A 22,364-nucleotide genomic window follows, 5' to 3' on the forward strand; every position below is an offset into this window, starting at 1 on the left:
TTCCGCCCGTCGAAGCGTCTGCCCCGCGATTAGCCTTTTTATTCAGCGAGTTAATGAAATAACGAGCATCTCGAAAAGTTGCCCCGCGAGCATAGCGAAGGCAATAAGCCTTTAAAAAGCCATGGCGAGCGTTGCAGCGAAGGAGGGCTGCATCGGAGCAGAGGGAGCGAAGCGTCCGCCTTTGGAGCGGGATTTCCCCTGCTGAGGGGGAATGAAAAAGAAATCCCGAGCCAACAGCGGCCCACAGCCCGATCCGCCCGTCGAAGCGTCTGCCCCGCTAGCCCCCGCGTGTTTAACTAATTATTGCTTTGGCAAAGGAGGAAATTCATTGGAACAGGATCAGACGAACACTTCAGCACGTAAATCATCTTCCGCAGCGACGGGTCACACCTACTGGGTGATTCCCGATGGTTACATTCCACCGGACAGCTCAGGCTCTCTGGAGAGTCATGAGAGCATCTGTGTATTAAATACAGGCACAGTGGACGCACAGCTGCAAATAACGATCTACTTCGAAGACAGGGAACCGCTCGAAAACATCATGGCTGAGGTGCCTGCGCGGAGAACAAAACATATCCGGACAGCGTTGCTAAAATCGGATGAACAACTGATACCCCCGGGAGTACCCTATGCGATTACCGTCTCCAGCAATGTTCCAGTTATCGTCCAGTACAGTCGCCTGGATACAACTCAGCCTGAACTGGCACTCATGAGTGTTATGGCTTTTCCACTGAGATAACTTATGAATTATAAATAGCAAAGACGACCAGGAACCTGATGATGAACTACAGGCTGCTGATCGTCTTTTTGGGTTACTCATTGTATTTATACGTACTGGCATTAAGGATTTTCACATGAACTTCCACCTTTCCGAGTTTAAACCGCTCAAGTGGATTAGCCCGTTTATATACCTCTTGTCTCCATAAGGGGAGTTCATGGCGATAGAGGTGTTCCACAAAACCGTAGGAATCAATCTTGCGTGATTTGTTTTTTTCAAACGTATCGCGGATTTCGGACTCAATCTGTTTCTCCGCCTCCTTTTCCATGGCATGGGGAGACTGGTGAGAGTCATGATCCTCAATGATAGCGCTTTTAACCGAAGTAACCAGATCAAAGGTAACACCATTTCCTTCTTTCCTCGCCTTAATCTTGGTCTTCGGGTTATTAAGCCTAAGCGTCAGAGCCGGAGTTTTTTTTCCACTCCTGTATACGTATAACTGATATTGATAGACGTGGTCATAATTTACGAATCGTGTACCATCAGCGTCCTTGCCCGTCACCTTGCCTTGATTTTTACCGTTTGAAATGACATAAAACCCATCCATTCTAATCAGCGGGGGAGTTTTATCTCCGTTAAACCATGTCCGATTCTGATTAGTAATGGAAGGCAGAAGAATAACTGAAGCAGGCTCCCGAAATCCGTCAATGAGTTGATGAAGCCGGATGGGTTCATAACTGGAATGCTGCTTATACAGCTTCATCGGTTCAAACAGCTCAATGGTCTGGGCGGATTGGTTCAGCAAGGCAGAGGGAGTAAGTACATCTGTAATTTTATGATCTGTACCGTAGAGCCATGGGGTATATCTTAGTTGGCCTGAATGCAACAGGGTATTGAAGACATCCTCCAGCTTTCCATTCAACACATTTTCCGATAAGACAATCGCTTTTACATGGGTCCACAGCGTTTGTTGCTGAGAAGTTTGATACAGGTCGTCAATAGCCATACTCAGCGTTGTACCCTCACCCCGTCCGATCCAGATATCACTTGCTTCCCTTGAAGTTGGTCCATCCTGCTTGGCAATACTGGAGAAGTCAATCAGTTGCGCGTAAGCAATGTAGTGGTTGTCCACATAGTCTATCCCTACAGCCGTGATAAAGTTAATGCTCTGAACCTCTTTCGAATCCCAGCACCCGGTCAGCAGGATGAAGCAGCTTATAAACAAGCTAACCTTAGCCGTCCATCTTGTCACGGGCGTTTCCTCCGGCGAGTGGAATCCTGTGTATGGAGTACGGCCGGACGATTGGTCCGTTTCATGGAAGGAGGCATGGATACGGCTTGGGTGAAGTCACCGGGAATATAAGGTGAGACGGGTGAGAGATACGAGACGCCATAACACTCCAAGGATACGAGGTGCACCAGCAGACCGAATAGTCCAAGCATGAAACCGAATAATCCAAGGATGGAAGAAATAATAAGCATCCCAATCCGGACTTGAGCAGTAGCCCCGCTGAGCACGGTATTCACCAAAATATAGCTGGAGATAACCGAGATAGCCACCGTGACAATGATCGTGGGGGAAGTAATTCCTGCTCGAATAGCTGCATCTCCGATAATAAGCCCGCCCACCACGCTGACGGTCTGTCCCAAGGCACGTGGAAGTCGGCGGCCAGCTTCATTAAATAGCTCGAACATAAATATCATTAAAAATGCTTCCAGCGTTACTGGCATGGGTAGACCCATCCGGGTACCTGAAATGGTTGCGAGCAGAGGCAGGGGGATCTGCTCCACATTGAAACTGGTCAGGCCGATATAAAAGCCAGGAAAGAAGCAGGCAATCAGTAATCCAGAAATGCGCAAAATTCGCTCAAAAGTAACAATAAAAAAAGGGGTACTCTCATCTTCGGGCGATTTCAGCTGATTGAATAGAGTGGTTGGAGCGATAATAGCTACTGGTGAACCTTCAATTAGAACAGCAAAGCGCCCATTTAATAGGGAGTCCACGACATAATCGGGTCGCTCCGTGTTATCCGTGAGCGGGAAGATGCTGCGAATTCCCCCCATAATCGCACGTTCCATAATGGAGGTACCGAGAAGGCCATCAATTTCAATTTGGTCGAGATTTTGGCGTGCTTCTTTCAGAATATCCGGGTTAATAATGTCTTTGACATACAACAGACCAATAGTGGTCTGGGTACGACCGCCTTTAACGTATTTCTCATAACACATGGAAGAGGTTTTCATTCGTTTGCGAACGAGGCCGATATTCACGGACAGCTCCTCAGTGAACCCATCCCGGGGCCCTTTAATCGATGACTCGATCGCCGATTCCTCAGGGTTTCTCCCAGGGATATTCGCAATATCCAGACTGCAGGACTGATCACCATTTCCGAAAACAAGCAGTAATTGTCCGCTAAAAATCAACAGGTTTAAGTTTTCTACATCTGTGAGATCATCTACCGGATTCAATGTTAATCCCAACTCTTTGGGGTGTGCTTCTTCTATGAACAGAGAATGCCGTTCCAGCCGCGGGATAATAAACTGATTGATTTGTTTGCCGTCGACCAGACCGTCGCAATAGAGCATGATCACCGACATATCGGTTGTGTCTTTGGCGGGAAAGGTCTGAATAACAACATCTGCACAGGGACTGAACTGCTCTTCGAAAGAGGCAAGCAGTGTTTCATGGGACGTGGTATCAATCGTTTGGTGCTCCATGATGTTTCCTCCTCTGATGGCGTGAACTGATGTATGCAACTGCTGTTGCAACCACCGCTAGTCCGCTCAGATACATGAGATTGAACGGGAATATGTATTGGACAAGCAGCCTTTCGAATGTCATATCATCCAGAGGATACAGCATGGAAAGAATAAATAAAACGCCAAGAATGGCACAACATAGGATCCTTCTGGAGGCGCTCTTAATATTCCAAATTTCTATTACAATATACATGGCGAGACTAATACGGGTAAAAGAACCGGCAAGCCACTGGTAAATGGAAAAGAAATCAGTCTGGGCAATATATTTGCCCAAGGAGGCAATGCGCCATTCTTCAAAGGCAGGATATCGCATTTTGGCAGCTTCAAAAGGGTCGAATTCCACGATAGCTCCAATAAGTGGGCCAAGTGTCAGCCCAAGAATAATTAGCGCGAGCATGAGGTACTGCCATACACGTATCTGCTTGGAGAGGTGAGGCTGTATGTACCAGATGAACAGCAGCTCAAACATGCCCGAAAGGCTGTAGACTGTGCCGTGGAGCACGGGGCGCCAGCCTTGTTCAAGCACGGGCAGCAGACGGCTGTAATCCTTGTATTGTGTATTAACGATAGCGACATAGAAGCCAAGCAGCACAACCAAGGGCAGGACTAATCCTGCTGTAAATGCCAGAGAACGTATTCCTTTATACGCCGCATAGGCACAGAGAGACATAAGAGCAATGCTTGTAACCAATATTGGCGTCTCTGTCAGGTAATTGGTTTTGGCCCAAGTGGTGGTATCATGCAGAGTAAGATAGATTACGGACAGAAAAAAGAGGCTGTTTACCACCCGAAACAGCAGCCCAAGAGGCTTGCCAAGATGGGAAGTCAGCCATTCATGCAGGGTTTGGTGCTGGAGAAAACGCGAGACATAGGCAAGCATTAAAGTGAATAAAAGATAAGGGCCTGCAGACAACAGAACGGATATCCATGCATCTCTTTTGGCTGCAGACAAAAGGGCAGGGATGATCAGGACGTGGCTGATCAGGCCGACAGATAACATTATTAACATCATGGCTTGCAAAAAAGAAGGCTGTGTTGGTTTCATGCTGAGGGGACCTCTTTTCCCAATGGACTGTTCTCAGCAGTGTTAACGTGATCAAGCCTTCTCATACTGTCAGTCGAAATAACGTATTCCCATCGCTTCACGAACCTCAAGCATCGTCTCACGGGCAGCCCGGCGGGCTTGACGTGTGCCTTCCACGAGGATCTCTTTCACTTCCTGCCCACGTTGTTCATAGTACTGTCGCCGTTCTCGAAAAGGGGAGAGCAGCTCGTTAATTGCAATGCCCGCAATCTTCTTGCAATCCTTGCAACAGTTATAGGTAAATAAATAAAAAAAGCCTCGTCCTTCAGTCTGTTTCCCAGATGGGAACAGAATAGATGGACGAAGCTTATAATGCCCGTTTACAATTTTTCACATTGTTTCACGCTTTATCTGGAATGACCAGCCTGCGTTTTCTTCCGCTCATATTGGTGCCAAGTACACCGGCAATGATCAGCAGGGCTCCGATGAAGTGGTATCCATGCACTGGTTCATGCAATATCCAGGCTCCGCCAGCAATCGAAATGAGTGTGGACAAATTACTGAATACACTCATTCTGGAAGCTTCCAGATGAGTCAGGGCATAGCTCGCCAGAAGTGTGGAGAACATGGTGGAGAGGATGGCCAGATAAGCCAGTGCTCCCAAGTAAGAAGCATCTCCGAGTGGCTTCACATAATCCATCATGGTTCCCCCCGAAGCATGACGAATCAGGGAAGCCGCGTTAAAGACTACAAATCCAACCATCAGGGTAACCCAGGTTAATTCCATCGGTTTGTATTTTTGGGCCAAGGGTCTTGCCAATACTCCATATCCTGCAAAACATACCGTGGAGAGCAGCAATAAAGCAATACCTTTGAAATTGCCTGCCGACATCCCGCTTCCTTTCATCAGGAAAATAAAGACTACACCAGCCACGGACAGCAGCAGGAACAGTTTTTGCATGATTGTTGTACGTTCCTTCAGAAAGATAGAGGCCAGCACAAGTGTAAATACGGGGGCCATGGCCTGAATAATGCCTGCTTCCGATGAGTTGGACGAGACGAGTCCGAATGCCTGAAAGGCAAAGAACAAAACAGGAGAGAGCAGTCCTAACGGAATGATACGCCACAGATCACGAAGAGTTAGCTTGATCTTGATCCATCCGAGAATGACAGGGATGCTGACTACGAGTAAAGACAAAGCAAAACGATGTGCAAGTACATCGATCGGATGTGCAACACTCACCGTCATTTTGACAAACAAAAAGGATAAACCAATAATGGCTGCATATAAAACAGCTGCTACATATGCGTATGTTCTAGACTGGGTATTATTGTTCATGGGGTTTCCTCCAATAAAATACGAATTTCTTTTCTTTTACAGCGGCGCATATGTTGCTGTGAACGCTGTCTGGCCTTATTCAATATACTGCCAGACAAAGAGTGGTACAATAGACAAAAACGTTTACTGTACCGGTACAATTAAGGTGAGACAGAAGTCGGAGGAAAGGCGGAATCCAATGAGGAAATACGAAATGATCGCCGAATCGCTAAAGAAATGGATACAGGATCAATTGCGGCAGCAAAACAGTGGACAATGGCAGGACAAAGGAATCAAGCTCCCAGCTGTACGTGTTCTGGCTGAGCAATATCAATGCAGTGTGAGTACAGCCATACGCGCATATGAGTGGCTGGAAGAGCGACATCTGGTCTACGCGGTGCCTCAGTCAGGGTATTATGCGGTACAGAATGGAGCCGAAGTGGAGGATGGAGAGTGGCAGGGCCCGCTGGATTTTGCTTCCGCAGCTCCTGACCCGCGGGTATTTCCTTATTCGGATTTTCGCCATTGTGTGGACCAGGCGATGGAGAAGAAGCAGGCGGACTTGTTTTTGTACGGAACCGAGAGGGGCTTGCCTTCCTTGATTGAATTGCTGCAGAAGCAATTCGCCGATTACCAGGTATTCGCCCGGAAAGAGCAGTTCTTTATTACGTCAGGGGTGCAGCAGGCACTGGCTGTGCTGGCGCTAATGCCTTTTCCGAATGGGAAAAAGAAGGTAATGCTGGAACTGCCGGGTTATCATAATATGCCTTCGCTTCTGAAAGGGCTGAATGTGCCGATTGCAGGTGTCAGACGCTCAATGGATGGCCTGGATTGGGACGCGCTCGAACGACAGTTCCGTGAAGGAGATATCAAATTTTTTTATGTCATGCCGCGTTTTCATAACCCGATTGGCACTTCTTTGACTGCAGCAGAGAAGAAGAGATTGATCCGGCTGGCGCAGCGTTACGATGTCTATCTGGTAGAGGATGATTTTTTGGCTGATCTGGAAGAGAACACGAAGCAGGACCCGTTAATGTCGTATGATACGGAAGGGCGGGTCATTTATCTGAAAAGTTACTCCAAAATCCTGTTTCCTGGCCTGCGGATTGGCGTGGCTATTCTGCCTGCAAGTCTTACTGCATCGTTTAGTACATACAAAAAAATGCTCGACATTGACACTGCGGTACTGTCCCAGGCTGCACTTGAGGTTTACATCCGTAACGGGATGTTTGCTCACCATGGTAAAGTCATCCGCAGCCGCTATGCTGCCCGGATGAACAAATTGTATCAACAGCTTAATGCTTTCCCGGACTTTGCTCCATTTGCACAGGCGCCGCGTACAGGCGGGGAGCATACGGTTCTTCCACTGCCTAAGGATATGCCGCTCAGGGTCTTGCTGTCTCGTTTGGATCAACGGGGAGTTATTGCCGATACAACAGAACGATATTATCCGGAAGGTGCACAGGGGATACTTCAGGATAAAATGCTGCGGTTAAACATATCCAATGTACCCAAGCAGCGAATCAAGGAAGGGATGCGGATTATCCGTGAGGAGATAGCGAAACTGCAAAAGGCGTCCACACAAGCGGAATAATCGCTCGTGGGACGCCTTATTTCATGTGATAATTTCTATATGCTTGCAAAAGTGCTCGCTCTGGTGCGATGTGGGAATGGTTAGATGACTGATTACTCCTGAGCCATAGCTTTGAAGGAAGCTTCAGCAGCTTCCAATGTTTCTTGAACATCCTTGTCCGTATGTGCTGTGGTCAGGAACCAGGCTTCATATTTCGAAGGAGCCAGATTAATGCCACGATTCAGCATATGACGGAAGAAAGAAGCGAACAGTTCACCATCGGTATCCTGTGCTTGATCATAGTTCGTAACCGGATGGTCACAGAAGTGGGTGGAGAAGGCACCACGAATTCGGTTGATGGTTAAAGCAATGCCATACCGATCTGCAGAAGCCTGAAGGCCTGCTGTCAGGTCGATAGCTAGACGCTCCATCTCCGCATATATACCTTCGCCTTGCAGAACTTCAAGACAAGCGATACCGGCAGAGATAGACGCAGGGTTACCAGCCATCGTTCCGGCTTGATAGGCTGGGCCGAGTGGAGCAACCTGCTCCATGACCTGTTTGCGACCACCGTAAGCACCGATCGGCAGACCGCCGCCAATGATTTTGCCAAGTGCCGTCAGATCCGGTTCAATCTCGGCATGGTTGTCTAGTCCCGCGTACGTCTGTGTAGAGCCGTAGTGGAAACGGAAGGCTGTAATTACCTCGTCATAAATGACCAGCGAGCCGTTGTCCCGAGTCATGGCACAGAGTCCTTCGAGGAAGCCTGGCTCCGGCATAACCATCCCGAAATTGCCCACAATCGGTTCAACCATGACCGCAGCGACATCATCGCCCCAACGCTCGAGAGCTGCTTTCAGGCTATCTAGATCGTTGAAAGGTACTGTGATAACTTCGTGTGCGATACTCGTGGGAATGCCGGCACTATCCGGAATACCCAACGTGGAAGGCCCCGAACCTGCTGCCACAAGGACCAGGTCGGAGTGACCGTGGTAACATCCGGCAAATTTCACAATCTTGTTACGTTTGGTATAGGCACGTGCAACACGGATCGTGGTCATGACCGCTTCTGTACCGGAGTTTACAAAACGAACCTTGTCCATGGAAGGAATGGCCTCTTTCAGCATTTTGGCAAGCCGGATCTCAAGCTCTGTTGGTGTGCCGTACAGGACACCATTCGCTGCTGCTTCAGTAATGGCCTTGGTTATATGGGGGTGAGCATGCCCTGTAACAATCGGGCCGTACGCCGCGAGATAATCGATATATCGGTTGTCATCGACATCCCAGAAGTGCGCGCCTTGCGCCTTTTTCATAAATACAGGTGCACCGCCGCCTACAGCTTTGAACGAGCGGGAGGGACTGTTTACACCTCCTACAATATGTTGAAGGGCTTCTTCGTATAAAATTTCGGAACGGGTACGTGATGGATTCATTAGATAACTTCCTTTCGTATTAGATAAACAAAACACAGCGAGAGGGCAGCATATGGGCTGCCCTCTGCGTGTTACACTTCTTTACTGTGCGGGTTGCTTGGTATCTAGCTCGTCACCACTTGCCGTTTTGTCTTCGGCTCCGGTAGTGCTGCCTTCTTCTTGAGCAGGAGGATGAATGATATCTTGAATATATTGCTTAAGTTTTTCTTCATTGGTTACCGACAGCACCTCAGCTCCGCCTGGTGTACGCTCTTCCTTGAGCATTTTCATTGGCGGAATTTGCTCGCTGCCGTTCATGCTGCTCTGATATCCGAGTCCGCCCAGCTTCCACATGTCGGAGAGGGTCAGATTGGTATCTACATAAGGATTGACTTCTTCCAGAATGGAAGGCAGCTTGGCAATCGTTGTCGTTGACTGCATTTTCGCTGCTACAGCTTTGAGAAATTCACGCTGCCGCTCAGAGCGGGCATAATCCGACATGGCATCATGACGGAAACGAACGTACATGAGAGCTGTATCGCCATCCAAATGCTGGTAGCCTTTTTTTAGATCAATATCGTATTCGTTATTGTCCGCTTTACTTGTATAATGCATGTCCTTCTCTACGTCAAAATCCACACCGCCAACAGCATCAACCAATTTGATGAATCCCTGGAAATCGGTGTACACATAATACTGGATAGGGATACCCAGCAAGTCTCCTGCAGCTTTCATTGCCACGTTGGGGCCATGGGTAATGGCGGTATTGATTCGTTCCTTGCCGTACCCGTCAATATTGACGTATGTGTCGCGCAGAATGGAGAATAAATTGATTTTTTTGGTGAGTGGGTCAAGCGAAACGACCATCATGCTGTCAGAACGGGGAACTTCCCCCTTCTCCAGCCCGCGGGCATCGACACCCATAACGAGAATATTGACCGTTTCGGTGCCTTCCCATTTTGGAGGGTCTGGTGTACTTACTTTTTCAACATTTTCGATACCGGCAAACGGCGATTTGTCGCCTTCCTTTTGCAAGCCATTCAACTGATTGAGAATAGAACCGAAATAAAATGCCGCAGCGCCTCCAACAATCAGCACGAAGGCGGCAAGAGAAATCCAAATGGTTCTCTTCGTCTTTCTGGTCATGCTAGCTCTCCTTTGTATTCAAAATAAATGAAGATGATTCCAATTTGATATAGCCCGGGCTTTCCGTACACGACATTTCTGTGAGATGCAACAGAGGACGCGGCCTCAGACTATTTTTTTAAAGCTTGCTGAAATTTGACTGATACTATTATAATTTCTTTTTGGGCTACAAGCAATTTCAACAAAATCCAAGTGAGGTATAATCATGCTGGCGATTGATGTCAAAGATTTGCGCAAGTCGTTTAGCGTCCAGAAAAGCCGAGGAGGGCTCAAGGGCGCATTCCAAGACCTGTTTGCACGTCAATACCAGGAGGTATTGGCTGTAAATGATATTTCATTTCAGATTCCGCAGGGCGAAATATGCGGATATATTGGGGAGAACGGTGCCGGTAAATCAACAACGATCAAGATGTTGACCGGCATTTTGGTGCCTACTTCAGGGCAGATATCGGTTGGTGGATATGTTCCGTATCAGGAACGTGAGAAGTTTGTACAGAATATTGGTGTCGTATTTGGTCAACGCAGCCAACTATGGTGGGATATCGGTGTCATTGAGTCCTTCCATCTGCTGCGCAAGGTGTATCGTGTAGGTGAGGTCGATTTTCGCAAACGTCTGGATGAACTGGTTGAGCGGTTACAGCTTCAGGATCTGCTGAATCGTCCGGTTCGTAAGCTCAGTCTTGGACAGCGTATGCGCTGTGAACTGGTCGCTGCACTGCTGCACAATCCGGATATTGTTTTCCTGGATGAGCCAACCATTGGTCTGGATATTGTCGTGAAATCGGAAATTCGTGAATTCCTGAAAGACATGAACAAGGAACACGGAACAACCATTTTGCTGACTACCCATGATCTGCAGGACATCGAAGCGTTATGCTCAAGAGTTATTATGCTCGATGCAGGCAATATCATTTATGATGGCGGTTTGGATCATCTGAAGTCCCAGTGGGGCAAGGAACGAGAAATCCGATTCAAGTTCGGCACGGGTCACACCATGGAGCAAATGCTGGAATGGACTGCTGCACTGCCTGTTCGCTGGACGGTGGAGAATGAACTGTCCGCATCGGTCTGGATTCCACTTGAACTCAATGTGTCGGATGTGCTTGGGCGTGTTGTTGGACAGGCAGATATTACCGATATTCAGATTATTGAGATTAACACGGATGAGATCGTGCGCAGTATTTACCAATCCGGTTCCGCTGAGCGTCCCGAGATTGTGGGAGCCGGGAACGGAACGGTGGGTGTATCCTAAGATGAATAGTGCATTTTTTGATTTTATGCGCATCCGGTTCCTGACGATGCTTGCATACCGGGTGAATTATTATTCCGGCATTTTGATATATACGCTGAATATCGGCGTGTATTACTTTACCTGGCAAGCCATTTACGGCAGTAGTGGTGAACTAGGCGGTTTTACGGCAGCTCAGATGACGACTTATGTGGCGGTATCGTGGATGGCGCGTGCGTTTTATTTTAACAACCTGGACCGGGAAATAGCCACAGACATTCGGGATGGCTCCATTGCCATTCAATTTATAAGACCGATCAATTATGTCATGGTCAAAATGATGCAGGGTCTGGGTGAAGGGATTTTCCGTTTCCTGCTGCTCATGATTCCGGGAATGCTCATTGCCATTCTGTTGTTCCCGGTTGAACTGCCCACGGCGCCGTCCGCGTGGATTGGTTTTCTGGTCATGCTGTTCTTCAGTTTCCTGATTAACTCCCAGATTAATGTCATTACGGGACTGGCCGCATTCTTTGTGGAAAACAATGAGGGCATGATGCGCATGAAACGCGTCGTGGTTGATCTGTTCTCCGGTCTGATTATCCCAATCAGCCTCTATCCGGGCTGGATGTCCGCAGTGATGAAAGTATTGCCTTTTCAGGCCATTACCTATCTGCCCGGCTCCGTCTTCACCGGAAGAGTGGAAGGCACTGGCATCTGGAGTGTACTCGGCATTCAGGTGTTCTGGTTTGTCATACTGCTCATTCCGATGATGCTGATCTGGCGTCAGGCGCGCAAGCGTCTGTTCGTGCAAGGAGGGTAACCAAGTGTACTATTTGGGTCTGATCTGGGAATATTTAAAAAATTACATGAAAACACGTCTCACATACCGCGCCGACTTTTGGGTCGAGATCCTTTCGGATTTGCTGTTCCAGGCAACCAATCTGATCTTCATCTTTGTGGTTTTCCGACATACTGATAATTTGGGTGGCTGGAGTGAGAGTGAAGTCCTTTTTGTCTATGGATATTTTATGGTGCCTTACGGCATCTTCAGTTGCTTTATCAATCTATGGGGATTCAGTGAACGATATATCGTCAAAGGTGAGATGGATCGCATATTGACCCGGCCTGCGCATAACCTGTTCCAGATTTTACTTGAAAATGTGGACCCGCCCGCACTCGTTGGTTCATTTATTGGCCTAATCATTATGGGCATTAGTGGTGCGGAGATGGGGCTTGGATTGGAGTGGTGGCATATTCCGGCCCTCATTATTCTTGCTCTGAGTTCCGTGTTAATCTATGCAGGAATCTATATCACTTTAACGTCATTGTCTTTCTATTCGGACGCGCCTACAGGCATCCTGCCATTAATGTACAACATTCAGGGATATGGACGTTATCCGGTAACCATCTATAACCGTGCAATTCAGGTGCTATTAACGTGGGTCATTCCGTTTGCCTTTGTGGGCATTTATCCCGCAGCCCTGTTCCTGGAACGAACGGAAATGCATCGTATGGCGATGCTGACACCTGTGATGGGGTTAGCGTTTGGTTCCATGGGCCTTCTGCTCTGGAATTATGGCGTGAAGAAGTATCGCGGAGCGGGATCATAACGGAACCACTTTTTACGAAAGCATAGACGAAAGGAGGAAATGAGATGACATTAACCGAAGGAAAGTTGGCACCAGACTTCGAGCTTCCGTCCAGTACGGGAGAGACGGTGAAGCTCTCGGATTATCGCGGACAGCGGGTGTTGATTTATTTTTACCCGAAGGATATGACTTCGTCCTGCACCCAGCAGGCATGTGATTTCCGTGATCGTCATGAGGAGTTTGAGGGGTTAAATACAGTTATTCTGGGGATTAGTGTTGATCCGATGAAGCAGCACGACAAATTCATTGCCAAATACGGCTTGCCATTCATCTTGCTGTCAGACGAAGAACATCAGGTTGCCGAGCAATACGGCGTATGGCAGCTCAAGAAGTTGTATGGCAAGGAATATATGGGGATGGTACGCTCCACGTTCCTCATTGATGAAGAGGGTGTCCTTCTGAAGTCGTGGTCGAAAGTGAGAGTCAAAGGACATATTGAAGCTGCGCTGGAAGCGGTAAGGGAGTTATAAAAAAATATTATAGGCTGTGCTCGCGGATTCTGACGTGAACACAGCCTTTTTTATGTTGAAACACGATCAGAAGTTGTCTGGTTGTTCTTGCGAGAACGGATCCGGTGAACAAGTAGAAGAAGGAGCGGAATGATAAAACATACGGTTATATCCCAATCCACCCAGGCAGGCATAATGGTTTCAATATAAAAAATGACATTGGGAGAAATCAGGATGGACAATGCAAACATGAGCAAGGATGAAGGGAGAATGAGTGGTTTGTATGTTTTTAACCGAAACAGCTGAGCTAGTCCGATAACAAAAGCAAACATGTACAACAGGCTTTTAAAATAGGTTGCAATTAACCAAGCAGTAGCCATAAAGGCTTCAATACGCTCAAAAAAGTTACCCACATTAATTTTTTGAGACAGGGTGTAGGAAATGAAAATGTTATGCTGGGTCAGAAAAGGTCCTACAACCATAAGGGAAAACAATAACAGCACACATAGTAGCAGGCCTCCACAGAAAGTGGCAAGCAGCAGATCTCGTTTAACGTGTGGCCCTGACGTCACATAAGGAAGAATCATCGTAAGTACGATCAGTTCCCCGAAGGAGGTAAATGCTCCGCGAATAACGGTTTCAACCAAATGGACCCAGCTGCTGCTCAGGAATGGTCGCAGATGTGAAGCGTCTATTTTGGGCAGCAGCCCCACGAACAGAAGAGCCATAAAGACAACAACAATTGGAGTCAATAGTTCACTCGTTGCCCCCATGGTTTGCAATCCTTTCATTAGGCCCCAGATTAGCGCACACAAGAGCATAATTAAAATAACACGGATGGGGGTTTCGAGGTAGATTTGAGTCGTCATGAAGTCTCCAACCTCACGGATACAGATGGCAGCGCCAATGGCGAAATAGAACAGGTAACCAGCAGACAAGATCGATCCAATCCATGAACCAAGCAATTTCTGGCAAATCTCAATTAAAGATAGTTCAGGGTAGGTTTGGTGTAGCTTGTAAAAGATCCAAATGATAAATAGACCGATAGGCTGGCTGAGGAAAGAACATATCCATGCATCCTGTTTGCCCAAGGTTGTGACCAATGAAGGATAGATCAGAATCATATCCCCAACCATGACAAGAAAGGTAAGCAGTGCAAATTGCCGGATAGTTATTTTATCTTTAATAATCATGGTCTCTATCCTCCTTTCTAATCGACAGCTAACAGAGGCATCAATATTATGCTATCCGGAAGACTTTGATTTCCATCCTTTTTTGAACCTATGCACCAACAATAACAATCCAGGAAAAATAATACATAATGTGGTGTCCCAATCTACCCAGTATGGAACGACGGTAATGACAATGAAAGTCAAATTGGGCGAGACCAAATTGGCAAGGGCAAATACCAACAAGGATGCTGGCAAGATAAGCATGCGATACTGCTTGAGCCTGAATAATTCGGCACATCCAACAACAAATGCATACAAATACACTATTGCTTTGACATACGTGGAGATTAGCCAGGAAGAAGCCATAATGGCTTCGATCCGTTCAAAGAAACCACCGATATTAATCTTCTGAGATAAAACAAAGGAAGCATAAATATTATGCTGTGTAAGGAAAGCGCCTAGAACGAGCAAGGAGATGGTAACCAGGATCGCAAGCAATAGGTTTCCAGCTCCTGCTGACAAAAGTACGTCCCGGGTCTGGTGCGCCTGTTTTATTGTGTAAGGAAGAACCATCATAATGGGAATCAGTTCACCTACCGGATATATGATACTAACGAGAGTTCCCTGAAGGATGGGAACGACGCTAGTGTCCTTCAAAGGTTTCAAATTGCTGGGATCAATCTGGGGCAGCAGAGAGAGTGCAAGTACAAAAATAAATACGATCAGGATAGGCATCAGTAATTCACTGCTGCGTCCCATTGTTTCTAAGCCATGATACAGGCCCCAGCCCAAGGTGATGACAAACATCAGAATGATGACTCGAATCGGAGTATATTGAAAAATTTGAGACGTGATGAAGTCTCCGACTTCTCTGGTATGGGCTGAAGCCCCTACGGCAAAAAAGAAAAGGTAAAATACGGAAATTAAAGAACCTGGCCAAAATCCCAGGATACTGCGCAGAATCTGTATCAGATTTTTCTCTGGATACAAGCTGCATAACTTTAAGTACATTAGCATGAGCAGCATTCCGAGTGGAACGCCGATAAGTGCACATATCCAGGAATCCTGTTTGGCATAGGAAGTGATAACCGAAGGATAGATCAGCATCATATCCCCGACCACCATCATGAATATAAGGGTGGACAATTGTCTTATTCCGATGCGGCCCTGTTCAAGCATAATGTCCACCTCCTTTTTTTCCTAAGTTCCAGTCAAGTGTGCTAAAAATTGATTTACCGGTTCATAGATCCATATGATGAGATAAAGCGGACTGGGAAATTCCCACAAATTGATCGCAAATACACTGAGGAAGGTAGCCAAGAGCAGCAAGGCACTGTACACAATAGTTTCCTTCCATTCCTTACGACGGATGAGTCTAGGCAGATCGAACCACCCAATTAGCCCTGCAGTCACAATGACACTAAGTGTAAGTAGCACCCTGTCTCACTCCCTAATTTGATCTTTGAACGAATCATCCAGTGTGCCTACACGTTTGATTTGCACATTGATATCGTAATGAACATCCAGATTTTCGAGATAGTCGTCCCAATCCTTTTCCACCTTTTTAAAAAACTTGGGATCCGAGTGATAAACCTCTTGCCCAAACCCGAATATATCGACATGAAATTTGCGCTGTACCGATTTAATGGATTCTTGCATCAGATCTTTAAGTCGTTCCTCACTGTCACGTTCCAGTTCCTTGAGGACTTTCATTGAACCAATTTTAATTCCGCATTCCACGGCACCAATAGATGATACATTTTTTATCTTAATGTCGATTACAGGGTGTCCCGCAACGACTTTTGCTTTGCGTTTGGTTGTTGTTCGAAGTGTTTTAAAGGTCACATAACCATCCTTTCGACAAGGAAGATGACCGATCGTGGATACCACATTGTTTCGAATATAGTTATATCCCTTAGATTCGTCTTCCGTTAACCAGCCAATGAGCTTGTCTTTTTTAAAGACGGATAGTCCAGTTGAATTCAGCTTGGCCGGAGATTTAATTGTTGTAATATTAGCTTGACTACCACTTTTCTCCGCTTCACCAACAACCTCAACCCCTGTGATTACCGGCTGTATTCCGGGAGAAAGGATATATTCCATTAATTGATCCCCGGTTACGGTTGTTGTGGGTGACCAGGTCTTGGTGGATACATCCAGTGAATTAAACATCTTTTCTGCAGGTAAGTTCTCAAGTGGTGTGAGCACGTCAAGTACTTTGGAGGCTGTTGTGTTACGTGCAACCATGACGTAATAATCAGGACGGACGGTAGGTTCACGCATTAATGCTTCAGTAATGTCGTAAATCCCGACTTTCCGTGCATACTCTTCACCAATGACCATCACACGGATATGCGCCATGAAAATGCGGCGTGGGCTTGATTGTGTTAACTTTTGAATGGCTTCAAACAAGGTAGGCGCAGAAGCCTGATACTGAGTCACTGGCGTTCCTTTACCGCCCCCTGACTTGGAGGATACTTCATTGGGAACAACAACCTGGGCACTCACCTTGATCATGTCTCCATCCTTGTCCACACCAAGACCCAGCATGATGCCAAGTTCATTGAGTTCCTGTCGATCCCAGCATCCGGTAAGGAGAGGGAGCAGAACGGCAAAAGATAGAATCAATTGTAGGCATTTGTTCATACACGTTCTCCTTACCGATTATCGCTTCGTTTTTTTGTTTGCCTGTCTGGTTACGTTCGGAGTTCCGGTAGAGATCGGACGGGTTTTCATCCGGGACCAAGGCACGCGGAAAATGGTATCTTTGAGGTCTTTCCCGATATAAGGTGCAAACGGGGACATATAAGACACACCAAAGGATCTTAAACTGCATAGATGGGTTACCGTAATCAGCAGAACCATCAGAATCCCGTAGAAACCAAAGGCGGCAGCTAGAATCATCAGGACAAAACGCAGAATCCGTACAGAGATGGAAAGTCCATTTTCCGGAATAACATAACTGGATATCGCTGTAATGGATACGATAATAACCATGGCAGCCGATACAACGCCTGCATCTACTGCGGCCTGACCAATAACAAGGGTACCCACAATGGAAACGGCCTGACCGACAGTCTTCGGAATCCGGATGCCGGCTTCCCGTAAAATCTCATAGGTTAGCTCCATTAAGATGGCTTCAATGAATGCCGGGAATGGAACACCTTCACGCTGAGCTGCCAGACTAATAAGCAGGTTGGTAGGCAGCATTTCCTGGTGAAAGGTAGTAATGGCAATATAAAAGGATGGAGCGAGCAGCGCGATAAAAAAAGCCAGATAACGGATTAGTCGAATTAACGAACTGATGTCGGCACGTTGGTAGTAATCTTCGGGAGACTGAAAGAAATGAACAAACAGGGCAGGGACAAGCAGTACGAAAGGAGTTCCGTCTATAATGATCGCTACCCGACCTTCAAGCAGTGCAGCACATACGCTGTCTGGTCGCTCACTGTTATAAACCGTAGGGAAGATCGTACCTGTTTTGTCCTGTATGAGTTCCTCGATATATCCGCTTTCCAGAATAGCGTCAATATCAATCTCATCCAGTCTGCGCCGCAGTTCTTTTACAACCTCTTGATCAACGATATGCTCCAGATATACCACTGCTACCCTGGTGTTCGTGACTCGACCAAGCTCCCTTTCCTCAATCCAGAGATGGGGGTCTCGAATTCGTTTGCGAATTAAGCCTGTATTTGTACGTAAGTTTTCATTGAAGCCTTCCATGGGCCCTCGAACAACGGTCTGGGAGATCGGTTCACCGACGGGACGGTCTTCCCAGCCTGCTGCTGCAATTTTCAGGCCCCGAGTGGAACCTTCTAGGAGCACAACGGCAAAGCCCGCCAGAAGGGCATCAAGAATGTCTTTCATCTCATCAATTAATAACACGTTGCTGGCCGCTAGCACGTCATTCTGGAGATAGACCAGATGCTCATTATCCTCCGAAAACTCAGGTATCTCCCGGGTTTGTAACAAGGATTCCAGGATGGAACGATTGATAATCTGCACATCCACCATTCCATCGATGTACAACATGACAGAAGGCCATTTTTGCAAACAATGCAGTGGGCGAATCATCAAGTCTTTGCTATTCCCCATCACTTGGTTGCAGTAATCTATATTATCCGTAAGATTCGGAGATATCGTCTGATCCAGACTGCTCTGCGATGCTGTACTCATTCCTTCACCCCTTATACACCCTATATTTGCAAATTAGTATGACCTGGATGAATCAGGATTATCACAAATGTGTTATTGATTATCCCGCAGAATAAAAAAGAACATTGTCAATCCTTTATTATTAGCATAATATCTAATTAGATTTATATCTAATTTTGAGAAGAGGGTTTTTCATGTTGTCCAGATCTTCCGTATTACTTCTGCTACAAAAAGAATCGGAGTACCGCAAGTTCTTTGTCGCCGGATTAGTGAACGGCATAGGTGACCGTTTCTGTCAGGTCGCCATGCTTTCGCTAATTCTCAGTACAACAGGATCTGGACTTGCCATAGGACTAGCCCTTGGTCTGCGTGTGCTTCCATTTCTGCTGCTCTCCCCGGCAGGAGGCATGTTAACCATACGCTTCTCACGGCGAAAGATTATGCTGCTTACTAATCTGATAAGGGTGCCTCTTGCTCTGAGTTATTTGCTCGTGAACAGTGCAGATGATATGTGGATTCTATACACAGCGAGTACTTTACTAGCGTGTGGTGAGGCTCTCTATGCGCCTGTCCGGAAATCAGGAATACCATTGCTTGTTCAACCGGAGAATTTGCTCAAAATTAACGGACTTGAACAGGTAATGAACGGTACCGTGCTGATAGTAGGTGCCTTTCTTGGGGGAATCACATCTTCCGTGATTGGTCCACAGGCTGCGTTTATTACGAATGCCTTATGCTTTCTAATAGCAGCAGGTTTAATACGCAACGTCTTATTTCCGCCTATGGTTGAGACTGAACCACGTGAGAGTACTTCTGGAAGGGGAGATGGTTCTGGAGGTGCTGTTTCTGGAAATTCTGTGATCGCTCGAAACTCCATTGCAGCGCCTATTTTCTTGGTTATATGGCGGTTGGTTCGGTCCTCTGTAGCATTACAGATCATCATCCTGTTCGAGTTGTGGGTACCGGTCATAAATGGGATCGACAATGTATTGATTAGCGTATATGCCATTGAAGTGTTTGGCCTTGGGGATTGGGGTGTAGGTCTGTTCTATGCGGCGCTAGGTATAGGGCTGGTATTAAGCAACTGGTGCGCTCGTTATTTTCAGCAATGGTTACTCCCGGGAGTAGTCATGTGTCTACTCGTAGAAGGGGGATTACTTATGCTTCTTAGTATCGCGACTCTGCCTGTGATCGCAGTTCTGATCTATATTCTGCTGGCCCTTATGTCGGGGGTAGGCAATGCTTGTCTGGATACATTGTTGATGGGAGATACACCTGAGAAATACCGAGGACTCATCTATGGTTTGGTAACGGCATGCAGTAGTAGCATGCTGGGGTTATCCATGTTTGGTGCGGGTTTATTATTGGAAGTGGTTGAGCCCCGTAAGCTTGGTTTCGCAGGAGGTTTGGGTTTCGCAGCAATTGCTATTTTGCTTACCGCTTATGGATGGCTAAGGGCACGTGAAGCTTTTAAGATTAGACGCACAACCAAAAGAACATGAAAAATAGGAGCCGCACATGCAGCTCCTTGCTAATAACAGAGAGTTAACCCGGAGGTTTGGCACCCTCACCGTTTACTTTTGTCTTTGCCGAACAGCAGCAGGCTTGCGCAGCGATCGGGCTGCCCACGCTTTTCGATAACGGTAAAGTACGGCTGCAATTAACAGCAGTGCAATACCTGCGACAATGTAAGCTGTATATTGATGGGCAAGCTGGAACACCGCGTTCCATTGGGGACCGAATAATTTACCTATGCCCAGAAACAGAAACACCCAGAACAATGCGCCTGAATAGGCGTAGAGAGCGAATTTGCGAAAGGGAACAGCGGCTATACCCGCGAAATATCCGGTGAAATGTCGCACTCCCGGAATGAAATAACCGATGAAGATCAGAGCATTGCCGTACTTGGCAAACCACTTTTGCGTTTTATCCAGCTTGTCCGGTTTCATTAGAAACCATTTTCCATATCGCGTAATGAACGGCAGACCTGCTTTGGCACCAATAAAATACGTGATCGTCATGCCAATCGTCGTTCCCAGGAAAGCGAGGATGGCAAGTATTCCAAAGTCCAGATGACCCTTGTAGGACAGATATCCTGCATAAGCCATGGTCGTTTCTCCCGGGAAGGGAAGGGCAATGAATTCAAGCAATAAGCCAAAAAATAAAACGCTGTATCCGTAGGATCCAAACAGATGCTGGACCTTCTCAAGCCATTCCAATAGACTTCACTCTCCTGCAGACAGGGTGGGAGGAGATACTTACTCTCCAAGGCGTTTTGTTCATGATCCTACCTGTCCATTATGCTACCTAATCCGAAGCGAAGAATCAATCACGAGCCATCCCGAATTGTGAAAAATTATAAAACAAAATCGCGTCTTTTTTCAGGGCGTCCTCCATATAATTCTAACAAATCTGCTGAAGTCTATCAGCAAATTCACTAGAGACGTTGGAGGTTGATTCGTTCATGGTAACACCAATACATACATTTTTATCTGGAAAATGGTCTGTGCTTGTTCTTCGCATTGTGGTACTGCTAAGTGTATTTGCTGCATATGCAGGCACAACTTACGCATCTTCTGCTTCGGGCTCTGCTGCGCCCGCCTCCAAAGAAGAGAATTCCCAAGACAAAGTAGTCTATTTGAGTTTTGACGATGGACCGGGTAACCATACCCGTGAAGTATTGGATATTTTGCGCAAGGAGCAGGTTCTGGCTACATTCTTTGTGCTTGGTGAGCAGGCAGAACGTTATCCTGAGATGATCAATGCGGTTGTGGAAGATGGACATGCGTTGGGCAATCATACGTTTAATCATAATTATGAACAGCTGTACAGTGATTTCAAAGTGTTCTGGAAGCAGATCAAACAAACAGAGGAAGTCGTAAATCGAATTACCGGATTTCGTCCGAATCTGGTACGTGCACCAGGCGGTACCTATGGACATTTTGACCAGAGTTATTTTGATCTGATGAAATTGGGCGGGTACACCGTTATGGACTGGAACGTTGACAGTGGTGATTCCAAACGCAAGGGTGTTCCCGCTAAAGAAATTTTGCGCAATGCTACCAAGTTGCCTGGCGGGGCACGTTCGGTCATTGTGTTGATGCATGATGGAGGCGCTCATGCTGAGACGGTAAAAGCACTTCCTGGCATTATCAAGTACTACCGCGGTCAAGGTTTTCGTTTTGACACGATGAAAGCCTCGGATCAACCTGTTCAATTCCGCATCGATTCCAATGGGAAATACAAGTCACGCAAGGCTCCGGGTACGGAGTGGATTGCAGAACATGTACAGGAGAACAGCAACCTGTGGTTGGCAGGCAAGGAACTGAAGGTGGAGATTGGCTTCACAGCGGCCACATTGAAGCAAGGAGAGTTTCGTGTGGAAGATCAGCGGATCATGGTGCCTTTGCGGACCTTTATGAAAAAGTTCGGCGGCAGCGCTCGCTGGAATGCAGACACCCGGACAGCTACAGCCATATGGAAAGACCGAATCATCCATGCAGACAGCATCAGCGGAGAACTGACAACGAAAAGTGCAAAATTGATCCATGATAGGACAACAGAGGCAGTTGTGCAGAGCCAGGGAGGAACAACCTGGGTTCCGCTACGGGATTTAATGGAGCATATGGGAACAGATATTGATTCACTGAAGGCCAATGAAAAGGAATGGATTGTGAAAGCCAGCGTGCCTCTGGCATCGGCGACCAGCATGTATATGGATAAATTGATCTGAATAAAGTCGCTCGTGCAGGACTATTCT

The 22,364-nt window shown here is 46.9% G+C and carries 20 protein-coding genes; 8 read left to right on the forward strand and 12 right to left on the reverse strand.

What is annotated here, in order from left to right:
• Nucleotides 1-328: 328 nt before the first annotated feature.
• Nucleotides 329-739, forward strand: a complete 411-nt coding sequence (locus Q0V21_RS32240) for a sensory rhodopsin transducer (RefSeq protein WP_301882542.1) — start codon at nt 329-331, stop codon at nt 737-739.
• A 73-nt stretch (nt 740-812) separates the two neighbouring features.
• Here Q0V21_RS32240 and Q0V21_RS32245 read toward each other — a convergent pair whose 3' ends face one another.
• The 4 genes from Q0V21_RS32245 to Q0V21_RS32260 form a co-directional block, all read right to left on the reverse strand.
• On the reverse strand, nt 813-1,970 hold the full coding sequence (locus Q0V21_RS32245) for a Ger(x)C family spore germination protein (protein WP_179132624.1): 1,158 nt from the start codon (nt 1,968-1,970) through the stop codon (nt 813-815).
• Nucleotides 1,967-3,436: a spore germination protein gene (locus Q0V21_RS32250; RefSeq protein WP_301882544.1), complete on the reverse strand. Its 1,470-nt coding sequence runs from the start codon at nt 3,434-3,436 to the stop codon at nt 1,967-1,969. The genes Q0V21_RS32245 and Q0V21_RS32250 overlap by 4 nt, the downstream gene beginning before the upstream one ends.
• Nucleotides 3,417-4,523 carry a GerAB/ArcD/ProY family transporter gene (locus tag Q0V21_RS32255; protein ID WP_301882545.1) on the reverse strand — a complete coding sequence of 369 codons (1,107 nt, stop codon included), beginning with the start codon at nt 4,521-4,523 and terminating at the stop codon, nt 3,417-3,419. The genes Q0V21_RS32250 and Q0V21_RS32255 overlap by 20 nt, the downstream gene beginning before the upstream one ends.
• A 379-nt stretch (nt 4,524-4,902) precedes the next feature.
• Nucleotides 4,903-5,841: a DMT family transporter gene (locus Q0V21_RS32260; protein ID WP_301882546.1), complete on the reverse strand. Its 939-nt coding sequence runs from the start codon at nt 5,839-5,841 to the stop codon at nt 4,903-4,905.
• A gap of 178 nt (nt 5,842-6,019) precedes the next feature.
• Here Q0V21_RS32260 and Q0V21_RS32265 point away from each other — a divergent pair, with 178 nt between their 5' ends.
• Nucleotides 6,020-7,414 (forward strand): aminotransferase-like domain-containing protein, encoded by a 1,395-nt coding sequence (locus Q0V21_RS32265; RefSeq protein ID WP_301882547.1) that lies wholly within the window; start codon nt 6,020-6,022, stop codon nt 7,412-7,414.
• 92 nt (nt 7,415-7,506) lie between these two features.
• On the opposite strand, the gene Q0V21_RS32270 is transcribed toward Q0V21_RS32265, so the two are convergent.
• Entirely contained in the window at nt 7,507-8,826 is a 1,320-nt protein-coding gene (locus Q0V21_RS32270) for a glutamate-1-semialdehyde 2,1-aminomutase (RefSeq protein ID WP_301882548.1), read from the reverse strand.
• Nucleotides 8,827-8,907: 81 nt separating this feature from the next.
• Entirely contained in the window at nt 8,908-9,951 is a 1,044-nt protein-coding gene (locus Q0V21_RS32275) for an LCP family protein (protein ID WP_024630761.1), read from the reverse strand.
• A gap of 205 nt (nt 9,952-10,156) precedes the next feature.
• On the opposite strand from Q0V21_RS32275, the gene Q0V21_RS32280 reads away from it, so the two are divergent.
• The 4 genes from Q0V21_RS32280 to bcp are packed head-to-tail and all read left to right on the forward strand — an operon-like array spanning nt 10,157 to nt 13,298.
• Entirely contained in the window at nt 10,157-11,203 is a 1,047-nt protein-coding gene (locus Q0V21_RS32280; RefSeq protein WP_024630762.1) for an ABC transporter ATP-binding protein, read from the forward strand.
• A 1-nt stretch (nt 11,204) separates the two neighbouring features.
• Nucleotides 11,205-11,999, forward strand: a complete 795-nt coding sequence (locus Q0V21_RS32285) for an ABC transporter permease (protein ID WP_024630763.1) — start codon at nt 11,205-11,207, stop codon at nt 11,997-11,999.
• 46 nt (nt 12,000-12,045) lie between these two features.
• On the forward strand, nt 12,046-12,789 hold the full coding sequence (locus Q0V21_RS32290; RefSeq protein WP_301882567.1) for an ABC transporter permease: 744 nt from the start codon (nt 12,046-12,048) through the stop codon (nt 12,787-12,789).
• A gap of 44 nt (nt 12,790-12,833) precedes the next feature.
• On the forward strand, nt 12,834-13,298 hold the full coding sequence (bcp, locus tag Q0V21_RS32295; RefSeq protein WP_285080760.1) for a thioredoxin-dependent thiol peroxidase: 465 nt from the start codon (nt 12,834-12,836) through the stop codon (nt 13,296-13,298).
• A 50-nt stretch (nt 13,299-13,348) separates the two neighbouring features.
• Here the strand turns inward: bcp and Q0V21_RS32300 are convergent, their stop codons facing one another.
• From Q0V21_RS32300 to Q0V21_RS32320, 5 genes are read right to left on the reverse strand one after another with little or no spacing between them, the layout of a single operon-like run.
• Entirely contained in the window at nt 13,349-14,470 is a 1,122-nt protein-coding gene (locus tag Q0V21_RS32300; RefSeq protein ID WP_301882549.1) for a GerAB/ArcD/ProY family transporter, read from the reverse strand.
• A 51-nt stretch (nt 14,471-14,521) separates the two neighbouring features.
• Nucleotides 14,522-15,628, reverse strand: coding sequence for a GerAB/ArcD/ProY family transporter (locus Q0V21_RS32305; protein WP_079345145.1), 1,107 nt, complete (start codon nt 15,626-15,628; stop codon nt 14,522-14,524).
• 21 nt (nt 15,629-15,649) lie between these two features.
• Nucleotides 15,650-15,886, reverse strand: a complete 237-nt coding sequence (locus tag Q0V21_RS32310) for a hypothetical protein (protein WP_301882550.1) — start codon at nt 15,884-15,886, stop codon at nt 15,650-15,652.
• Nucleotides 15,887-15,892: 6 nt separating this feature from the next.
• On the reverse strand, nt 15,893-17,095 hold the full coding sequence (locus Q0V21_RS32315; RefSeq protein ID WP_301882551.1) for a Ger(x)C family spore germination protein: 1,203 nt from the start codon (nt 17,093-17,095) through the stop codon (nt 15,893-15,895).
• Nucleotides 17,096-17,113: 18 nt separating this feature from the next.
• On the reverse strand, nt 17,114-18,625 hold the full coding sequence (locus Q0V21_RS32320) for a spore germination protein (protein WP_301882552.1): 1,512 nt from the start codon (nt 18,623-18,625) through the stop codon (nt 17,114-17,116).
• 173 nt (nt 18,626-18,798) lie between these two features.
• Between Q0V21_RS32320 and Q0V21_RS32325 the strand changes: the two genes are divergently transcribed.
• Nucleotides 18,799-20,106: an MFS transporter gene (locus Q0V21_RS32325; protein WP_301882553.1), complete on the forward strand. Its 1,308-nt coding sequence runs from the start codon at nt 18,799-18,801 to the stop codon at nt 20,104-20,106.
• A gap of 72 nt (nt 20,107-20,178) precedes the next feature.
• Here Q0V21_RS32325 and Q0V21_RS32330 read toward each other — a convergent pair whose 3' ends face one another.
• Entirely contained in the window at nt 20,179-20,823 is a 645-nt protein-coding gene (locus Q0V21_RS32330; RefSeq protein WP_301882554.1) for a DedA family protein, read from the reverse strand.
• Nucleotides 20,824-21,068: 245 nt separating this feature from the next.
• Between Q0V21_RS32330 and Q0V21_RS32335 the strand changes: the two genes are divergently transcribed.
• A complete protein-coding gene (locus Q0V21_RS32335; RefSeq protein WP_301882555.1) occupies nt 21,069-22,337 on the forward strand; it encodes a polysaccharide deacetylase in 1,269 nt (422 codons plus the stop codon).
• The last annotated feature ends 27 nt before the right edge of the window (nt 22,338-22,364 follow it).

Source organism: Paenibacillus sp. 11B (assembly GCF_030487755.1).
Lineage (GTDB): Bacteria > Bacillota > Bacilli > Paenibacillales > Paenibacillaceae > Paenibacillus > Paenibacillus vandeheii.